Source organism: Phenylobacterium sp. (assembly GCF_036677185.1).
Classification (GTDB): domain Bacteria; phylum Pseudomonadota; class Alphaproteobacteria; order Caulobacterales; family Caulobacteraceae; genus Phenylobacterium.
The window spans coordinates 186,452-205,544 of sequence record NZ_JAKFEN010000019.1; the positions used below are offsets into that span (position 1 = coordinate 186,452).

16 protein-coding genes are annotated in these 19,093 nt (G+C 70.1%); 6 read left to right on the plus strand and 10 right to left on the minus strand.

From position 1 onward, the window contains the following. Both V6M51_RS10420 and V6M51_RS10425 read right to left on the minus strand, forming a co-directional pair. Positions 1-1,344 carry a dicarboxylate/amino acid:cation symporter gene (locus V6M51_RS10420; RefSeq protein ID WP_332766917.1) on the minus strand — a complete coding sequence of 448 codons (1,344 nt, stop codon included), beginning with the start codon at positions 1,342-1,344 and terminating at the stop codon, positions 1-3. A 107-nt stretch (positions 1,345-1,451) separates the two neighbouring features. Beyond that, positions 1,452-1,949: a hypothetical protein gene (locus V6M51_RS10425; RefSeq protein ID WP_332766919.1), complete on the minus strand. Its 498-nt coding sequence runs from the start codon at positions 1,947-1,949 to the stop codon at positions 1,452-1,454. 142 nt (positions 1,950-2,091) lie between these two features. Here V6M51_RS10425 and V6M51_RS10430 point away from each other — a divergent pair, with 142 nt between their 5' ends. The 3 genes from V6M51_RS10430 to V6M51_RS10440 are packed head-to-tail and all read left to right on the plus strand — an operon-like array spanning position 2,092 to position 4,727. After that, positions 2,092-3,084: an ABC transporter ATP-binding protein gene (locus V6M51_RS10430; protein WP_332766921.1), complete on the plus strand. Its 993-nt coding sequence runs from the start codon at positions 2,092-2,094 to the stop codon at positions 3,082-3,084. Positions 3,085-3,087: 3 nt separating this feature from the next. Next, on the plus strand, positions 3,088-3,918 hold the full coding sequence (locus tag V6M51_RS10435; RefSeq protein WP_332766923.1) for an ABC transporter permease: 831 nt from the start codon (positions 3,088-3,090) through the stop codon (positions 3,916-3,918). A 5-nt stretch (positions 3,919-3,923) separates the two neighbouring features. Further along, positions 3,924-4,727 carry an ABC transporter permease gene (locus tag V6M51_RS10440; protein WP_332766925.1) on the plus strand — a complete coding sequence of 268 codons (804 nt, stop codon included), beginning with the start codon at positions 3,924-3,926 and terminating at the stop codon, positions 4,725-4,727. A 3-nt stretch (positions 4,728-4,730) separates the two neighbouring features. Here V6M51_RS10440 and V6M51_RS10445 read toward each other — a convergent pair whose 3' ends face one another. Then, positions 4,731-5,738, minus strand: coding sequence for an NAD(P)H-dependent flavin oxidoreductase (locus V6M51_RS10445; RefSeq protein ID WP_332766927.1), 1,008 nt, complete (start codon positions 5,736-5,738; stop codon positions 4,731-4,733). A gap of 139 nt (positions 5,739-5,877) precedes the next feature. Between V6M51_RS10445 and V6M51_RS10450 the strand changes: the two genes are divergently transcribed. Next, the gene (locus V6M51_RS10450) at positions 5,878-7,299 is read left to right on the plus strand and encodes a methylmalonyl-CoA mutase family protein (protein ID WP_332766929.1); all 1,422 of its coding nucleotides are present in this window, start codon (positions 5,878-5,880) and stop codon (positions 7,297-7,299) included. Further along, complete coding sequence (scpA, locus tag V6M51_RS10455; protein WP_332766931.1) at positions 7,296-9,449, plus strand: methylmalonyl-CoA mutase; 2,154 nt, start codon at positions 7,296-7,298, stop codon at positions 9,447-9,449. The genes V6M51_RS10450 and scpA overlap by 4 nt, the downstream gene beginning before the upstream one ends. Before the next feature lie 4 nt (positions 9,450-9,453). Here scpA and V6M51_RS10460 read toward each other — a convergent pair whose 3' ends face one another. The 7 genes from V6M51_RS10460 to V6M51_RS10490 form a co-directional block, all read right to left on the minus strand. Further along, a complete protein-coding gene (locus V6M51_RS10460) occupies positions 9,454-11,142 on the minus strand; it encodes a SulP family inorganic anion transporter (protein WP_332766933.1) in 1,689 nt (562 codons plus the stop codon). A 91-nt stretch (positions 11,143-11,233) separates the two neighbouring features. Further along, positions 11,234-11,662 carry a DUF4112 domain-containing protein gene (locus tag V6M51_RS10465; RefSeq protein ID WP_332766935.1) on the minus strand — a complete coding sequence of 143 codons (429 nt, stop codon included), beginning with the start codon at positions 11,660-11,662 and terminating at the stop codon, positions 11,234-11,236. A gap of 60 nt (positions 11,663-11,722) precedes the next feature. Beyond that, on the minus strand, positions 11,723-12,706 hold the full coding sequence (gene dgcA / locus V6M51_RS10470) for an N-acetyl-D-Glu racemase DgcA (protein ID WP_332766937.1): 984 nt from the start codon (positions 12,704-12,706) through the stop codon (positions 11,723-11,725). Further along, entirely contained in the window at positions 12,703-15,288 is a 2,586-nt protein-coding gene (locus tag V6M51_RS10475; RefSeq protein WP_332766939.1) for a polar localization protein TipN, read from the minus strand. The genes dgcA and V6M51_RS10475 overlap by 4 nt, the downstream gene beginning before the upstream one ends. Positions 15,289-15,433: 145 nt before the next feature. Then, positions 15,434-15,685, minus strand: coding sequence for a hypothetical protein (locus V6M51_RS10480; RefSeq protein ID WP_332766940.1), 252 nt, complete (start codon positions 15,683-15,685; stop codon positions 15,434-15,436). A gap of 122 nt (positions 15,686-15,807) precedes the next feature. Continuing rightward, positions 15,808-16,341, minus strand: coding sequence for a methylated-DNA--[protein]-cysteine S-methyltransferase (locus V6M51_RS10485; protein ID WP_332766942.1), 534 nt, complete (start codon positions 16,339-16,341; stop codon positions 15,808-15,810). After that, on the minus strand, positions 16,325-17,821 hold the full coding sequence (locus tag V6M51_RS10490; protein ID WP_332766944.1) for an AlkA N-terminal domain-containing protein: 1,497 nt from the start codon (positions 17,819-17,821) through the stop codon (positions 16,325-16,327). The genes V6M51_RS10485 and V6M51_RS10490 overlap by 17 nt, the downstream gene beginning before the upstream one ends. Positions 17,822-18,093: 272 nt before the next feature. On the opposite strand from V6M51_RS10490, the gene cysD reads away from it, so the two are divergent. Then, positions 18,094-19,023: a sulfate adenylyltransferase subunit CysD gene (cysD, locus tag V6M51_RS10495; protein WP_332766978.1), complete on the plus strand. Its 930-nt coding sequence runs from the start codon at positions 18,094-18,096 to the stop codon at positions 19,021-19,023. Positions 19,024-19,093 lie beyond the last annotated feature (70 nt).

Below are 19,093 nucleotides of genomic sequence, written 5' to 3' on the forward strand. Positions count from 1 at the left end.
CTAGGCCGCAGGCTGGTCCTCGATTGTCGGCTCGACGCCCGCTGAATCGTAGATGGCCTGATCCAGTATGCCTTGGCGCCTGGCCACCAGCGTCGGGATCAGCGCCTGGCCGGCGACGTTGGTGGCCGTGCGGCCCATGTCCAGGATCGGGTCGATAGCCAGCAGCAGGCCAACTCCCTCCAGCGGCAGGCCTAGCGTCGACAGGGTCAGGGTCAGCATCACGATCGCCCCGGTCAGGCCGGCGGTCGCCGCCGATCCGATCACCGAGACGAAGACGATCAGCAGGTAGTCGGTGAAGGCCAGCGGCACGCCGTAGAACTGCGCCACGAAGATCGCCGCGATGGCCGGATAGATGGCCGCGCAGCCGTCCATCTTGGTGGTCGCGCCCAGCGGCACGGCGAACGCCGCATAGGCGCGCGGCACGCCCAGACCGGTTTCGGTCACCGTCTGGGTCACCGGCAGCGTGCCGATGGACGAGCGCGACACGAAGCCCAGCTGGATGGCCGGCCAGGCCGCCAGGTAGAACTTCACCGGATTGAGCCCGTTGAGCGCCAGCAGCGTCGGGTAGACGACGAATAGCACCAGTCCGAGGCCGATATAGACCGCCGCCGCGAACGCGCCGAGCTGGGCCAGGGCGTCCCAGCCATAGTGCGCCACGGCGTTGCCCAGCAGACCGATGGTGCCGATCGGGGTCAGGCGGATCACCCACCAGAGGATCTTACGCACGATGGCCAGAGCCGAGGCGTTGAAGGCCAGGAAGGGTTCGGCCGCCGCCCCGCTGCGCAAGGCCGCGATCCCGGTGACCAACGAGATCACCACGATCTGCAGCACGTTGAACGACAGCGAGGTGGTCGGCGATCCATCGGTGAGCTTGGTCGACGCCGTCAGTCCCAACATGTTCGACGGCACGAGCCCCTTGAGGAAATCCATCCAGGAGCCCTGGGTGCTCGACGCCTCGGCCGCCGCCGCGGCGACGCCGGTATTGACCCCTGGCTGGAGGATCAGGCCCAGCGCGATGCCGATGCTGACGGCGATCAGGGCGGTGATCGCGAACCACATGAGCGTGCGCCAGACCAGGGCCGCGGCGTTCTGCAGTTCGCGCAGGTTGGCGATGCTGGCCACGATCGCGGTGAACACCAGGGGCGGCACCAGCACCTTCAGAAGTTGGACGAAGGTCGAGCCCATCAGCTTCAGAGCTTCCGACAGGCCATGGCCCTGCTGCCCAGGCTCAGTTCCCAGGTTGCGGGCCAGCATGCCGAGCGCGAGCCCAATCACCATGGCGGCTAGGACCTGGAATCCAAAGGATCCCAGCAATCCCCGCCGCTTGCCGTCCACTCGCGCCATGTCAGCTCCTGATCGTCCGCCCGCGCGAGCATGGCCGCGCGGCCTCGGGCGCGCCAGCGGTTTTGCCCTGGTGGAGCTATTAGAGAAGCTGGGCGCCCAAGGGCGCGTCAGCCCGTTGGAGAATGACCCTCGGCCACCATGATCTCGCCAGCGCAGGCGCGCGAGACCGCGGCCTGATCGGCGATCTTGTCCCGCAAGGCCGGCACGCCCAGCGTGGATCCGCGCAGTTCGAGGATGTCCAGGGCGCCGCTGGCCACCACCTCCCGCGCTTCCGCGGCCCGCGCGCACGGATCTTTCAGCCGACCCCAGACTCCCAGCGAGCGGATCTCCGCCGTCGCCCCGCCGCAGATCAACCGCGCTCGCTCTATGACCGCCCGTCCCTCGGTGGAGGCCCGGCCGCCCGCCGCCAGCTGTCCGATCGGATCGGCCGCCTCGTCCATGGCGGCCTCGCAGGGCCCAAGCGCGCCGCGCAGGGCCACCAGCGCGACATCGCTCGGCGGCGCGGGGATCGGTGGGACATAGACTTCCGGCGGACGGGTGGCGGGATCGTCGCAGGCGCTGGCCAGCAACCCCGCCAGGGCGAGGCCGCAAAAAGTCTTCCACATGTCGCGGCTCCGGGTTGTCCGTGTCTCCCTAAAGTCGCGGCGAGCCGAATGGATGCGTCCGGGCCAAGCTCCGCAATTGACCCTCGCCGTCGCGCCGCCTAGCGTCCGCCTCCTTCTCTCTTTGAAATCGCGGCGGTGTCCCATGCCCCAGATCCTGGTTCAGGACCTGGCGAAGACCTATCGCGTCGCCGAACGCGATCCCGGCGTGCTGGGCGCGCTGAAGGGGCTTGTCCATCGCCGCTGGCGCGCGGTCGAGGCGCTGAAGGACGTCTCCTTCTCCCTGGAAGCCGGCGAGTTGCTGGGCTTCATCGGCCCGAACGGGGCCGGGAAGTCGACCACGATCAAGATCCTCTCAGGCATCCTTCGCCCCGACAGCGGCCGCGTGGAGGTAGGCGGCCTCGTGCCCTACCAGGAGCGGATCAAGCACGTGGCCCGGATCGGCGTGGTGTTCGGCCAGCGCACCCAGCTCTGGTGGGACCTGCCGGTGATCGACGGCTTCGACCTGTTGCGCGACATCTACCGCATCGACCCGGTCCGCTACGCCCGGACCCGCGACGAGCTGGTGGCCCTGTTGCGCCTGGAGCGCCTGCTCGACCAACCCGTCCGCCAGCTTTCGCTGGGCCAGCGGATGCGCGCCGAGATCGCCGCGGCCCTGCTGCACGAGCCTGAGGTTCTGTTCCTGGACGAGCCGACCATCGGCCTCGACGCCCCCTCGAAGCTGGCGGTGCGCGAGTTCGTCAAACGCCTGAACCGCGAGCGCGGCGTCACCGTCCTGCTGACCACCCACGACATGCACGACATCGAGGCCCTGGCCGAACGGGTCATCGTCATCGGCCACGGCCAGGTGTTGGCCGACAGCCCCTTCGAGGCCCTGCGGCGCGACGTCCTGCGCGAACGCCGCCTGTTCATCGACTTCGTGGACGAGGCGCCGGAGATCGACCTTCCCGGCGTCGAGGTCCGCGCCCGCGACGGACGATCCCTGGAACTGGCCTTCGATCCCGCCGTCGTCGGCGCGCCTCGGCTGATCGCCGCGATCACCGCCGACTATGCGGTGGAAGACATCCACGTCGAGCAACCGGCCATCGAAGAGGTGATCGCCAAGTTCTACGACCTGCACGGCGCGGCGGAGGCCTGAGCCGTGGCCGGCGCCATCCGCCCCTACGCCGCGGCCTTCGCGGCCCGGTTCCAGCTCATGCTGCAGTACCGCGCCGCGGCCCTGGCCGGCTTCGCCACCCAGTGCTGGTGGGGCGGGATCAAGGTCATGGTCTATGCGGCCTTCTTCGCCAATGCCGCGGCAGGCGACACGCCGATCACCCTGTCGCAGGTGATCACCTACACTTGGCTCGCCCAGGCCTTCCTGGTGCTATCCCCCTGGACCGGCGATCCGGAGATCAGCCAGGCCGTCCGCACCGGCGCCATCGGCTATGAGCGCCTGCGCCCCATCGACACCTATAACTGGTGGTACGTCCGGGCCGCGGCCTGGATGACCGCCCGCGCCCTGCCCCGCGCCCTGCTGATGCTGGCCGCGGCCGGCGTGGCCTTTCCCTTGTTGGGCCTGGAGGCCTGGTCCTGGCGACCGCCCGCCGACACCCTGGCTTTCGGGCTCTTCGCACTCTCCATGGTGCTGGTGGTCCTGGTCTCCTCGGCCTTCGTCATGCTGCTGAACATCAGCGCCGTGGTGACCATGGACGAGCGGGGGATCAACACCCTGGTCGCCTCGCTGCTCATCGCGCTGTCGGGCAACCTCCTGCCCTTGGCCCTCTATCCGGACTGGATGCAGACCTTCCTGCTGATCCAGCCCTTCGCCAGCTTCCTGGACATCCCGTTCCGCATCTATTTCGGCGGGCTGACCGGCTGGGCCGCCGCCGCGGGCCTCGCCCTTCAGGTCTTCTGGACCCTCGTCATGATCGTCATCGGCCGCGCCTGGATGACCCAAGTGATGACGCGCCTCCAGATGCAGGGAGGCTGACCCCCATGAGCGCGCTCTTCCTGCTCACCCGCTATTTCTCCGCCTCGGTCCGCGGCCAGCTCCAATACCCCGGCTCGACCATGATGCTCGCGGCAGGCCAGTTCTTCACGACCATTATCGACGTCGTCGCGGCCTGGGCGCTGTTCGCGCGCTTCGGCCCGGTCCAGGGCTGGATCTTCGGCGACATCGCCATGTTCTTCGGCATGGTCAGCGTCTCGTTCGCCATCGCCGACTTCCTCAGCCGTGGCTTCGACATGTTCGGCGCCCATTTCATCAAGACCGGCGACTTCGACCGCGTTCTGCTGCGTCCCCGCTCGGCGGCGCTCCAGCTCATCGGCTACGACTTCCGCCTGGCCCGCATCGGGCGGTTCGCCCAGGGCCTGATCGTCATCGGCCTGGCCACCGCCACCCTCTCGCTGGAATGGGACGCGGCCAAGATCGCGCTGGCGCTCTGGACCATCGTCGGCGGGGTGGCCCTGTTCGTCGGGCTGATGGTCTTCCAGGCCGTCCTGGCCTTCTGGACGGTCGAGAGCCTGGAGGTGATGAACGTCCTCACCTATGGCGGCGTCCAGGCCGCCCAATTCCCGCTCAGCCTCTATGCCGGCTGGTTTCGCAACCTGCTGATCTTCGTCGTGCCCCTGGGCTGCGTCGCCTATTTCCCCGTCCTGGCCATCCTGGACAAGCCCGATCCGCTGGGCGCGCCAGCCTGGCTCCTGCCGCTGACCCCAGCGGCAGGACTGCTGTTCCTGGCCGTCTCGTTCCTGGCCTGGAGGTTCGGGGTGTCGAAATACACCTCGACCGGGAGCTGACCCCTACTCGGCCGCCATCGCCAAGGCGCTGCCGCGGGTGAGCGAGGTCTTGCGGGCCAGCGAGGCCTTGGCCGCCTCGTACTCGGCCGCCAGGCGGTCGACCAGCTGGCCGGCGGTGGGGATGTCCTTCACCGCCCCGATGCCCTGGCCGCAGCCCCAGATGTCCTTCCAGGCCTTGGCCTTCTGGTTGCCGCCCGAGCCGAAGTTCATCTTCGAGGGATCGGCTTCCGGCAGGTTGTCCGGGTCCAGGCCCGCGGCCTCGATGGACGGGCGCAGATAGTTGCCGTGCACCCCGGTGAACAGGTTGGAATAGACGATGTCGTCGCCGCGCGACGCCACGATCATGTCCTTGTAGCCCTCCATGGCGCGGGCTTCCTGGGTGGCGATGAAGGCTGAGCCGATATAGGCGAGGTCCGCGCCCATGGCCTGGGCGCCCAGCACCGCGGCGCCGTTGGCGATGGAGCCCGAGAGCGCGATCGGCCCGTCGAACCACTCGCGCAGTTCCTGGACCAGGGCGAAGGGCGACAGGTGCCCGGCATGGCCGCCGGCGCCGGCCGCCACCGGGATCAGGCCGTCGGCGCCCTTCTCCACCGCCTTGCGGGCGAAGCGATCGTTGATGACGTCGTGCAATACGATGCCGCCATAGGAGTGGATCGCGGCGTTGACGTCCTCGCGGGCGCCCAGCGAGGTGATGGTGATCGGGGCCTTGTACTTCACGGCCAGCTCGACGTCCTGTTCCAGGCGGTCGTTGGTCTTGTGCACGATCTGGTTCACCGCGAACGGCGCCGAGGGGCGGTCCGGGTTCTTGCGGTCCCAGTCGGCCAGCTCCTCGGTGATCTGGGCCAGCCACTCGTCCAGCTGGCTCACCGGCCGGGCGTTCAGCGCCGGGAAGGAGCCCACCACGCCCGCCTTGCACTGGGCGATGACCAGTTCGGGACCCGAGATGATGAACAGGGGCGAACCGATGACCGGAATACGCAGGCGGTCGGCGAGGACGGGAGGCAGGGCCATGGGAATCGCATCCTTGGTTGAATGGGCGTCGATCTAATTTTTACAACGTATATACAAGAATAGCCGACGCGCAAGCCGGCGTCACCGCTCACGCCGCGTGAACTTGACGCGCGCGACCCACGCGGCCCAATGGCGCACGATGACGCAAGTTGCCGACGCCCCTCCGTCCGCCAGCGACGCCGACTGGCGCGCCCTGGTCGCCAAGACCCTCAAGGACGCCGCCTTCGAGACCCTGCGCGCAACCACGGCCGAGGGCCTGGCCATCGAGCCGCTCTATCCGGCGGCCCTGACCCAGGCGGCCTTCACGCCCCGCGTCCACGATCCTGAACAGCCCTGGGATGTCCGCGTCGCCGTCGCCCATCCGGAGCCCGCCCGCGCGAACGCCGACCTGCTGGCGGACCTGACCGGCGGCGCGACCTCGGCGGTCATTTCCCTCGATCCCGCCGGCCAGGCCGGCGTGGCAGTCGGATCGGCGGGCGACCTCGCCCGGGTCCTCGACGGGGTCCTGCTGGAGATGGCGCCGATCGCGCTCGACGCCGGGTACCTGGGTCCCAAGGCCGCCGACTGGCTGGCCGCCGCCGCCAAGGGCTCGCCCACCGCCCAACTCGCCCTCCACCTCGATCCCCTGAGCGCCTTCGCGCGGACAGGCGCGAGCCCCGGTCCCATCGAGAGCCATCTGATCTCGGCCGCCACGGTCGCCGCACGGCTGGCCCAGGCCCACCCCAAGGCCAGCCTTTTCCTGGCCTCGGGCCGCGTCGTCCACGAAGCCGGCGGCGGCGAGGCCGGCGAACTGGCCTTCGCGCTGACCGCCGCGCTCGCCTACGCCAAGGCCCTGGTCCGCGCTGGCGTTCCCATGGCCGAGGCCTTCGGCGGGATCATCCTCGGCCTCTCGGCCGACACCGACTATTTCGCCACCCTGGCGAAGCACCGCGCCGCCCGCCAGCTCTGGACCCGTGTCACCCAGGCCTGCGGCGTGACCGTTCCGGCCCGCATCGAGAGCCGGTCTTCGGGCCGCATGCTCACTGTGCAGGATCCCTGGACCAACATGCTGCGCCTGGCCGCCGCCGCCTTCGGGGCCAGCGTCGGGGGCGCCGACGCCGTGGTGCTCGGGACCTTCACCGACGCCATCGGCCTGCCCATCGCCTTCGCCCGGCGCCAGAGCCGCAACACCCAGTTCGTGCTGATGGAGGAGGCCCACCTCGGCCGCGTCGCCGACCCGGCCGCCGGATCCGGCTACGTCGAGGCGCTCACCGATGAGATGGCCCGCGCCGCCTGGGCCGAGGTCCAGGTGATCGAGGCTCAGGGCGGTCTGATCAGCGCGCTCGCCGGCGGTCACATCGCCGCCGAGGTCGCCAAGGTCCGCCGGGCTCGCGACGCCGCCGGCCCGCCCAAGATCGTCGGGGTCACCGCCTTTCCCCCGACCCAGGCCGCCCCGGTCGAGGTCGCCCCCGCCGCGCCCCGTGCCGTCGAGGCGCCCACCACCCGACTGCCGGGTCCCGACGGCGCCTGCCCGCCGCTCGCCCCTATCCGTCTCGCCGAGCCCCACGAGGCCGCCCGATGACCCAATTCCCCGATTTCGCCAGCCTGCCCTTCGACGGTCCTTGCGCCGCGACGTCGCCGCCGACGGGCCCGCTTTGGGAGACCCCCGAGGGCATCGCGGTGAAACCCGCCTACGGCCCCGCCGACATCGAGGGCGTAGATCCGGGTTTCCCGGGCCTGGCGCCCTACGTGCGCGGCCCCTATCCGACCATGTACCTGACCAATCCGTGGACCATCCGCCAGTATGCGGGCTTCTCCACGGCCGAGGACTCCAACGCCTTCTACCGACGCAACCTCGCGGCGGGCCAGATGGGCCTCTCGGTGGCCTTCGATCTGGCCACCCACCGCGGCTATGACAGCGACCATCCCCGGGTGAAGGGTGACGTCGGCATGGCCGGCGTCGCTATCGACTCCATCCTGGACATGCGGACCCTGTTCGACGGCATCCCGCTCGACAAGATGAGCGTCTCGATGACCATGAACGGCGCGGTCCTGCCGATCCTGGCCCTCTACATCGTCGCCGCCGAGGAACAGGGCGTTCCCCACGAGAAGCTGTCGGGCACCATCCAGAACGACATCCTCAAGGAGTTCCTGGTCCGCAACACCTATATCTATCCGCCCGGCCCTTCGATGCGGATAATTTCGGACATCTTTTCATATACTTCGCGCGAAATGCCGAAGTTCAACTCGATCTCGATCAGCGGCTATCACATCCAGGAAGCCGGGGCGACGCTGGACCTGGAGCTGGCCTACACCCTGGCCGACGGCATCGAATACGTCCGCGCCGGCGTCGCCGCCGGGATGAGCGTCGACCAGTTCGCTCCGCGCCTGTCGTTCTTCTGGAACGCCGGCATGAACGCCTTCATGGAGATCGCCAAGCAGCGCGCCGCGCGCCTGCTCTGGGCCAAGCTGATGCGGGACGAGTTCGATCCCAAGGATCCCCGCTCGCTGGCCCTACGCGCCCATACCCAGACCAGCGGCTGGAGCCTGGCGGCCCACGACGTCTACAACAACGTGCCGCGCACCCTGGTGGAAGCCATGGCCGCCGTCGGCGGCCAGACCCAGAGCCTGCACACCAACTCGCTGGACGAGGCCTTGGCCCTGCCCACCGACTTCTCGGCCCGCATCGCCCGCAACACCCAACTCTTCCTGCAACTCGAGAGCGGTCAGACGCGGGTCATCGACCCCTGGGGCGGCTCCTACTATGTCGAACGTCTGACTGCGGACCTCGCCGCCCGCGCCCTTGAGCATATCGCCGAGGTCGAGGCCCTGGGCGGTATGGCCAAGGCCATCGAGGACGGTCTGCCCAAGCGCCGCATCGAGGAGGCCAGCGCCCGCACCCAGGCCCGCATCGACTCGGGCCGCCAGAGCGTAGTCGGCGTCAACCGCTACCGCCCCGACGGCGCCGAGGTCATCCCGATGCTCAAGGTCGACAACAGCGCGGTGCGCGAGCGCCAGCTCGAGAAGCTCGCCCGCCTGCGCGCCGAGCGCGATCCCGTCGCGGTCGAGGCGGCGCTCACGGCGCTCACCGAAGGCGCGCGCGGGGCCGGCAACCTGCTGGAACTCTCGGTCAATGCGGCCCGCGCCAAGGCCACGGTGGGCGAGATCAGCCTGGCTCTGGAGAAGGTGTTCAATCGCCATTCCGCCGAGGCCTCCGCCGTCACCGGCGTCTATCTGCGCGAGGCAGGCTCCACGCCCCAAGCGGAGCGCGCCAAGGCGATGACAGAGGCCTTCACACAGGCCGACGGACGCAAGCCCCGCGTCCTGATCGCCAAGATGGGCCAGGACGGCCACGACCGCGGCCAGAAGGTCATCGCCTCGGGCTTCGCCGACCTGGGCTTCGAGGTCGACATCGGCAACCTGTTCCAGACTCCGGCCGAAGCGGCCGCCCAGGCTGTCGCCGAGGGCGCCCATGTGGTGGGCGCGAGTTCGCTCGCCGCCGGCCACCTGACTCTGGTTCCCGAGCTCAAGGACGAACTGGCCAAGCTGGGACGCGCCGACATCCTGGTGGTGGTCGGCGGAGTCATCCCGCCCGAGGACTTCCAGGCCCTGAAGGACGCTGGTGTCGCCGCCATCTTCACCCCCGGCACCGTGGTGCCCGAGGCCGCCATCGAGGTCATGGAGCGGCTCAACGAACAGATGGGCTACGCCCAGGTCGAGGCCGTCCAGTAGCTGCTCAGGCGACCAGCCGTCCCTCTGCGATGGATCGCCGCGCGGAAATCACCGCCTGGGCCACCTCGGCCTTGAACCGCGCCAAAGGCGGTCGCACGCCGTTGGCCAGCAGGGTCCGTACGACCGCCTTGCGGGCGCCGGCCAGGTAGACGAACGCGCCTCGCCCCTTGGCCCGCCGGGCGAAGTTGGCGACCGCGGCGGCGGCGGTGGAGTCCAGGATCGGCGCGTCGGTCAGGTCCAGCACATAGGCCTTGGGTTGCTCTCCGATCTCATCCAGAGCAGTGCCCACCGCCGCCGCCGCGCCGAAGAAGAAGGCGCCCGAGATCCGGATCAACGCCACGTCGGGATCATGGGTCAGGGCGGCGTCATAGCCGTCGTCCTCATCGCGCCCCTGCGAGGCCGCCCGCCCCACCTCGACCGCCGTCGCCAGCCGATGCAGGAACAGCAGCGCGCCCACCGAGAACCCGGCCACGATGCCGGTCGTGAGGTCGCGGAAGATGGTCAGGAAGAAGGTGAGGAGCAGCACCGCGGCGTCGCCTCGCGAGGCCCGCAGCAGGCCTGCGAACTCCTGCTTCTCGGCCATGGTCCAGGCCACCACCGCCAGGACGCCGGCCAGGGCGGCGAGCGGGATGTAGCCGGCCAGCGGCGCGGCGACGATCATGAAGACCAGCAGATAGAGAGAGTGCAGGATGCCCGAGATCGGTCCGGCCGAGCCTGAGCGTACATTGGTCGCGGTCCGCGCGATGGTCCCCGTGACCGGGATGCCGCCGAACATCGAGGCCCCGACATTGGCCGCGCCCTGGGCCACCAACTCCATGTTGGAACGGTGCCGCCGTCCTGTCATGCTGTCGGCGACCACCGCCGAGAGCAGGCTCTCGATGGAGCCCAGCAGGGTGAAGGACAACGCCGCTGGCAGCACCGCCTGGACCTTCGTCAGGGTGATCTCCGGCAGGCCCGGAAGCGGCAGTCCCCGGGGGATGCCGCCGAACCGCGTGGCGATGGTCTCGACCGAAAGGTCCAGCAGGGCCGCGCCCGCCGCCGCAAGGGTCACCGCGATCAACATGCCGGGCCAATGGGGCCGCCAGCGCCTGACCGCCAGGATCGTGGCGATGACCCCGCCGGCGACCAGGACCGCCGGCAGGCTGGCCGTCGGCAGGGCCTGGGCCAGCGCGCCGAGCTTGGCCGGCAAGGGCCCGGGCTCGGGTCCGGCCAGGCGCAGGCCCAACAGGTCCTTGATCTGGCTGGCCAGGATGATCACCGCGATGCCGGCGGTGAAGCCCACCGTCACCGGATACGGAATGTATTGGATGAAGGCGCCCAGCCTCAGCGCGCCGACAGTGGCGATCATCAGCCCGGAGAGGAAGGTCGCCAGGACCAGGCCCTCGACCCCGTGCTGGTGCACGGTGGCGGCGATCAGCACGATGAACGCCCCGGCCGGACCGCCGATCTGAAACCGGCTCCCTCCAAGCGCCGACACCAGGAACCCGCCGACGATGGCGGTGTAGAGCCCGCGATCCGGCGACACGCCCGAAGCGATGGCGATCGCCATGGAAAGCGGCAGGGCCACGATGGCCACGGTCAGGCCGGCCATGGCGTCCGCCCGCAATTGGGCGCCGCCGTAGCCCTCGCGCAGCACGTCCGCCAGTTTCGGGGTGAACAGCTTCGCGCCGCGCGACGCCGCGATATCGGCCATCCCTGTCTCCTGAGTGTCGCCAGCCAGTAGGCAAGCATCGCCGTGGCGGGTCAACGGGCCTTGACCCGCCGCAAATCGTGACGCCTGAAAACTAGAGCTTCGGCGAGAGCACCCGCCAGCCGCGCCGCCCCTTCGCCCCCCGCCGCCGGTCTTCAGCCAGCTCGGACGGGCCGTGGCGCGCCTCGATGTCCTTCTGCAGCGCCCTGGCCGCCATCAGGTGACCAGGAAACAGGGTGTCGACGATCCAGCCCACCACGGGCGGTACGGAGCTGGCCGTGTCGAGCGCGATATAGGCGGCCATCCGGGCCAGGGTGACGGGCTTGGCGCCTGCCGCGATCCCCTCCGAGATCAGCAGCACCCCGGCGCCGAGGCTGTAGACCGTCCCTGCCACGGGGACCCAGGCCAGGACGCCGTCCAGGCCGACGCCGATCGGCCCGACGCCCACCAGCCGGTCGGAGAGACGCTTGATCCGTTCGGCCTGACGCCAGGCCCGATGGGCCCTGTCTTTGGAGACTTCCATGCTGCGAGAACGCCGAGCTCCGCGTGAGGCTCCACCTTGCGCCGGGGACGCCTCCCGACGCTAGCCCCAGAGCGCGCGCGAGGGCGGGGCGATTTCCGAACCGGTGAACACCAGTCCCGGCTCGCGGTCGCGGGCCAGCAGCAGCGGTCCGTCCAGGTCGACCACCTGGGCGCCCTGCGCCAGGATCATGGCCGGCGCCATGGCCAGGGAGGTGGCGACCATGCAGCCGGCCATCACCTGCAGGCCCATGGCGCGGGCGAGGGCCGCCAAGGCCAGGGCTTCGGTCAAGCCGCCGCACTTGTCGAGCTTGATGTTCACCGCCCCGTAGCGCCGCGCGCAGTCGGCCAGCTCCGCGCGGGTGTGCAGGCTCTCGTCGGCGCAGAGCAGGACCGGGCAGTCGTAGCCCTCAAGCGCCACGTCCTCGCCGGCCTTCAGCGGTTGCTCGATCAGCTCGACCCCCAGGTTCGCCAGCTCTGGCGCCAGCCGCCGCAGGTCCTCGAACCCCAGCGCCTCGTTGGCGTCGACCACCAGCCGGCTGGCCGGCGCGGCGTCGCGGACCGCCGCGACTCGGTCGAGGTCGCCCGGGCCGCCGATCTTCAGCTTCAATAGCGGCCGGCGGGCCGCCGCCCGCGCCGCCGCGCCCATGGCGGCGGGCTCATCCAGGCTGATGGTGAAGCAGGTGGTGACCGGATGCATGACCGACAGGCCAGCCAGGGCCCAGGCCGGCGTTCCGGAACGCTTGGCCTCGAGGTCCCACAGGGCGCAGTCCAGGGCGTTGCGCGCCGCCCCGGCCGGGGCCAGGTCCTGCAGCTCCGTGCGGCTCGCCCCGTGCTCCACCGCCTCACGCAAGGTTTCGACGCGCTCCAGCTCCCCGGCCATGGTCTGGCCGTAGCGGGCGTAGGGCACGGCTTCCCCGCGGCCCACCGCGCCGTTCTGCGCGATCTCAACGACGATCACATGGGCCTCGGTCTTCGCCCCGCGGGCGATGACGAAGGCGTCGCGGGTCGGCCAACGCTCGTCGCGAAGGCTGAGCCGTCGCCTCAAGCCAGGTCGCCAACCGCGGCGTCGAACAACAGATAGGTCCGTCCGGCCTCGGAACTGAGCAGGCTCGCCACCTGGAAGCCCTCGTGGTCTCGGCTCGCCGCGTCGTCGAGCAAGCCGTGGTAGCGCGCCAGATAGGTCACGACCTGGTTCTTCAACGCCTCGTCGGTGGCCAGTCGCCGCGCCAGGCGGCGGGTGGCGGCCGGCGCCAGGCGACGTACGACCTCGCGGGCGCCGTCCAGGTCGCGGGCCTGGATGGCGGCGGCCAATTCGTCGACGCGGCTGCGCGGAAGTAGGGCTGCAGGATCGATGCCCATGGCCCCGATCTCGCCGGCCAGGATGTCCTCGAGCGGCGCATGCTGTTGGGGCGTCTCGACATCTTGCTCATCGATAGCCGAGAGCAGGTCCTTCCAAGTCCAGCCATCGCCGCCCTGGCCGTCCCCGGTCCGCCCGCCGGCCTGTCCGAAGACCTGGCTGAACTCCGAGTCGGTGGCGGTAGGGGTGAGGCGCAGGCGTTGGCGCAGGCTGGCCTGGGTATCCGTCGCCTTCACCGGCTCGGTCAATTCCAGGTCGGGTTCCGCCGCCGCGACGGCTTCCACCACGGGCGCGGGTTCGGTCGTGGGCGGGGCGACCGCCACCGGCTCCGGCTCCGGCACGGGAGCTGGCGCGGCCTTGGGTTCGGGGCGCGCGAGCCGCTCGCGCAGGCTGGCGACCGCCGGAGGCATGGCGCTGGTGCTGGCCACCGCGCCCATCATCCGGACGGCTTCGCTCAGCATCTCGTAATTGCGCCGGACCCGTTCCTGGAACACCTCGTCAATGGCCTGGGTCTCATCGGCCGTGCGCCGGGCGTGGTCCATCATGTCGTCGATGCTCTCGGCCACGGCCTTGCGCACCTGCTCGGCCTGGCCGCGCGCCGTGGCCGGCATCTGGGCGGCGCGGGCCTCGACGTCGACCAGCATAGCGGCCAGCTCGTCCAGGGTGGCGCGCGCGGTCCTGGCGCCTTCCTCCAGCTTGCCGGCGGTCGCCGCCCCGGCCTGTTCCACCATCTGGGTCGATTGCTCGATCAAGGCGCGGGCCTCGGCCAGCCGGGTCTCGAACACCTTGTTGGCTTGCTGGCCGGCCGTGAAGGCGGCTTCCGAGAGCTGATCCACCTGGTTGCGGGCGGTCTCGGCATGGCGCTCGGCCGCCTGGCGGGTCTCCTCGGCGGCGCGGCCCAAGGCCTCGATCGTCACCCGGGTCTGCTCCTCCAGCCGCGCGCGCTCGGCGGCCGCGGCCTGGGAGACCGCCTCCATGGCGTGCAGGGTCGACTGGCCGAATTCGTCGCGCTCGGCTCTCGCCTGCTCGGCCAGCTCTCGGAACTGCTCGGCCGCCTCGGTGATCATCTGGCGCAGGCTCTCGCCGCCCTTCACCGCCCGGTCGCCCATCTCCACGGTCGACAGCCGCGCCTGGCTGATGAATTCCGCCAGTTGCGCGGCGTGGCCCTCGGCCTGGACAGCGAAGGTCTCCTGGTCGCCACGCAGGGCGTGCGCCGCCGTGACAAGACCCGCCCGCTGTTCGGTGAGCCCGGTCTCCACAGCGCTGATCTGCTCGGCCACACCCAGACCCGCGGTCTCCAGGCGGGCGATGTGGCGGGTGAGATCCTCAGCGGCGGTCCGCGCGGCGTCGCTGGTCTCGCCTGCTGCGGCGGCCAGGTCGGCGGCGCGCGCGGCGAGCGCCGCCTCGGCTTCGCGGAGTTGGGTCTCGGCCAGGTCGGAGGCCTCCGCCACCATGCGCGCCTGCTGGGTGATGGTGTCGGACACCGCCGTGGCCTGGGCGTCGAGGGTCTTGGACAGGCCGCCCATCTCCTCGCGCTCCCGGCCCAGGGTCTGGGTTAGCTCCGCAGCCGTGCGTGAGGCGTTGGCCGCGGCCGCCACCAGGTGCTCGGTCTCCACGGCCAGGGCGTCCCGCAGGGCCACGAGGGTCTCGCGCGCCTCGTGCGCCATCACGCCGGCCCGAGCGATTTCCTCGCGGATATTGGCCACCACGTCATAGGTCTGGGCGCCGGCGGCCAGGACCGGCGTCACCATCTCGTCGGCCAGCTGCTTGGCGCGATGGGTCTCGGCGCTCAACTTCTGGCCCTGGCGGACCATGTAGGCGGCCAGCCAGACGAACAGGGCCGGACCCACCGCCATCAGGGCGAAGACGGTCAAGGCGAAGGGGTCGTAGTCGAAGGGCGCGACTGCGCGTCGATAGCCCCAGGCGAAGGCGATGGGCGCCGCGGCCCACAGCACCGAGACCACGAAGGCGGCCAGGTAGATCGGCCAGCCCGACGGCGTGTCGGTCGCCGCGGCGTCGGGCGCCTGCGGTCGACGCGCCAAGGTCTGCGGCGAGGCGACGGTGACCTCGGCCTGCGGCGGAATCGGCGACAGGGGCGCGGCGGCCTGCGGCTCGATGTCCCGAGTCGGCGGCAGGGGCGGCATGGCGAACAGTTCCTCCTCGGCGGAGAGGTCCAGTTCAGGCATTTCGGCGGAGGCGGTGGACGGGACCGAGACCTCGTCACCTAGCGTTTGAAAATCAACAGGTTGGTGCCGCTTTTTAATCTTCATGGTCCGACTTCAGCGGCCTTCCCACACTGCGCGTCACCCCGAGTTCGCGCCTCGACGAAAGGATTACCGGCGAACCTCGTCGGCGCAAAGCGGCATCGGCGGGAATCTTGGCGGAAGGGTCGGATTGTCGCGGAACGCCGCGGGCCTAGGTCTTGATCACCATGGCGCGCTGTTCGGGGCAGTCCTTGATGGCGCCCGTCGCGGTCTTGGCGGGTTTGGCGGTGAGCTTCACCGCGGCCTTGGCGGCGGGTTTCGGCGCGGTGGTGCGCGCGATCGTGCGCTCGGCGGGGACCGGCTTTTCGACCTGGTGGGCCTCGAGCGGAACCCCGAAATGCGCATAGGCGACCGCGGAGGAGTGCACCACCACGGCTGCGACGATCTCGGTCAAGGTCTGCATCGGAGCTCTCCCCGGTCGTCCGACACGATTCCGGCTAGCGGCGTTATACGGCAAGCGCCGCAGTTGGACGATCCGGGGTAACATGAAATTTCAGTCATGTGACCTTGGCGCCTCGCTGCGCCTCAGGCGGCGAGATCGCGGAAGGCCGCGCCCTCGTGTCCCAGCAGCCAGCGCTTGCGCTCGATGCCGCCGCCATAGCCCGTCAGGCTGCCATCGCTGCCGATCACCCGATGGCAGGGCACGACGATCCCGATGGGATTGGCCCCGTTGGCCAGGCCCACGGCCCGGACGGCGGCCGGCTTGCCGATCCGCTCGGCCAGGGCCCTGTAGCTCACGGTCTCGCCGGGTGGAATCGCGCGCAGGGCGGCCCAAACGCTCTTCTGGAACGCCGTCCCGCCCGTGTGGCAGACCAGCGTGTCGATCGCGCTCAGCTCGCCGTCGAAATAGGCCGCGAAGGCCTCGGTGATCGCCTTGGGCGCGGCGCGGTTCGTTAGGGTCACGGGGCCGTTCTGCCGGCGCAGCAGGAGGTGCATCCGCGCCTCATGGCTGACCCAGTCGAAGACGCGCAGCGCGCCAGCGGCGTCGAACACCACCAGCCCGACTCCGATCGGGGTGTCGATACGATCGAGGAACAGGGATTCAGGCGGCCTGAGCATGCTTGGTCTCCGAAGGATTCTTGGGGTCGGCCGCCCAGAGGTGCGAAGCGGCATAGGCCCGCCAGGGCCGCCAGCGCTCGGCCCGCGCCAACAGATCGGCGGGGGTGGGCCGCACGCCGTCAGGGGTTTCCAGGGCCCGCATCAGGCCGATATCGGCGCTGGGGAAGGCGTCGGGCTCGCGCAGGGCGCGCATGGCGATGTACTGGGCCGTCCACTCGCCGATCCCCGGCAAGGCGCGCAAGGCCACCACCGCCTCGTCCAGGCTGCGGCGGGGTCCGAACAGGTCCGGGTCGGCCGCCGCGGCCGCCGCCAGCCCCACCAGGGCCCGGCCGCGGGCGCGCGGCATGGCCAGGGTCTCGACATCCACGGTGGCCAGCCGCTCGGGCGTCGGGAAGAACTGGGTGAGGCCCATCTTGTTGGCCGCCTCGTCCAGCAGGGGCTCGCCATAGGCCGCGGAGATCTTGCCCGCCAGCTGGCGGGCCGCGTGGACGGTGATCTGCTGGCCCAGCACCGCGCGGACCGACAGCTCGAACCCGTCCCAGGCGCCCGGCGCCCGAAGGCCAGGCCGCGCCGCCACCAGCGGCGCTAGGTCGGGATCCTCGGAGAGATGCGCCTCGATGATCGCCGGGTCGGCGGCCAGATCGAACACCCGGCGCACCTTGGCGATGATCGCGGGCCAGGCCTGGACCTTGGGGAACCGCAGGGTGACCTTCAGATAGGCCCCCTCGCCCGGCTCGACCATCACCACGCCGCGCGCGTCGCCAACGGTCAAGGTGCGGGCGTAGCGGCCGTTGGCGACCACCTCGACGCCGGGAATGGCCCGTGCGGTCAGGAAGGCCAGCATGGCCGGCCAATCATAGGGCGCGCGATAGGGCAGCCTAATCGTCGCGGCCCCGCCCTCGCCCGCGGCGATCTCGGCTCCGCCCAGCCGGCGAAGGGCGCCAGGCGGACGGCGGAAGAGCTGCTGGAAGGTCTCGTTGAACCGCCGCACGCTGCCGAACCCGGCGGCCAGCGCCACCTCGGCCATCGGCAGGCGGGTCTCGTGCAGCAGCTGCTTGGCCAGCAGCACCCGCCGGGTCTGGGCCACCGCCACCGGCGAGGCGCCAACATGCTGCTGGAACAGCCGGCGAAGCTGGCGCTCGCCCACCCCCAGCCGGCCGGCCAGGGCGTCGACGTCCCCGATGTCCATAGCCCCGGCCTCGATCAGGGCCAGGGCCCGCGAGACGGTGTTGGAGGTGCCGCGCCACGACCCCAGGTCGGGCGATGTCTCGGGCCGGCAGCGCAGGCAGGGGCGGAACCCCGCCTCCTGAGCCGCCGCCGCGGAGCGGTGGAAGGTCATGTTCTCGCGCTTAGGGGTCCGCGCCGGGCAGATCGGCCGGCAATAGATCCCCGTAGTCTTCACGCCGCAGAAGATCCGTCCGTCGAACCGGGCGTCGCGAGTCTGAAAGGCGCGGTAGCAGGCGTCGTCATCCATATCCATGCCAGGATGATGGGTCCCGCGTCCGCGAAAGTCTCGCGGTTTTCGGACATTGTCGGCCGGGAATTGGCGGTTTTCGGACACCACCGTCGCGACGGACGTTATGACGCCTCCGCCGCAATTTCCTTGGGACGCTGTCAGTAAATCTCTATCGTCACGGTGGGTCAGGTCCCCTAATCCACCGCCAGGGCCAATCCGAGCGCCAGGTGGCGCGCGGACGTTTCGCGATTAGCGGCGGATACCCGCCCGAGGTTCATGTGCAAGGTTCAGCCCTGATGCAGGCGCAGGCGCCGGCGATCTCCACCGAGACCCTGACCCATCTCCAGCGCCTGGAGGCCGAGAGCATCCACATCATGCGCGAGGTGGCGGCCGAGGCCGAACGCCCGGTGATGCTCTATTCCATCGGCAAGGACTCCGCCGTGATGCTGCATCTGGCGGCCAAGGCCTTCTATCCGTCCAAGCCGCCCTTCCCCCTGCTGCACGTGGATACGACCTGGAAGTTCCGGGCCATGTACGAGATGCGCGAGCGCATGGCCCGGGAGCTCGGCTTCGAGCTGCTGGTCCACAAGAACCCGGAAGCCGTCGAGCGGAATATCAACCCGTTCGACCACGGCAGCGCCCTGCACACCGACATCTGGAAAACCGAGGGCCTGAAGCAGGCGCTCGACAAGTACGGCTTCGACGCGGCCTTCGGCGGGGCCCGCCGCGACGAAGAGAAGTCCCGCGCCAAGGAGCGCATCTTCTCCTTCCGCTCGGCCCAGCACCGCTGGGACCCCAAGAACCAGCGCCCAGAACTCTGGAAGCTCTACAACGCCCGCAAGAACCCCGGCGAGAGCGTCCGGGTGTTCCCGATCTCCAACTGGACCGAGTTGGACATCTGGCAATACATCCACCTGGAGAACATCCCCATCGTGCCGCTCTACTTCTCGCAAGTCAGGCCGGTGGTGGAGCGCGACGGCGCCCTGATCATGGTGGACGATGAGCGCATGCCCCTGCGCCCCGACGAGACCCCGGCGATGAAGTCGGTGCGCTTCCGCACCTTGGGCTGCTACCCGCTCACGGGCGCCGTCGAGAGCACCGCGGCGACCCTGCCCGAGATCATCCAGGAAATGCTGCTCACCACCACCAGCGAACGCCAGGGCCGGATGATCGATCACGACCAGGCCGCCTCGATGGAGAAGAAGAAGCAGGAGGGCTATTTCTGATGCGCCCCCTTCCGCTCATCCCGGCGAAGGCCGGGACCCAGATTCAGCCCCAGCGCTTCGGATACATTTC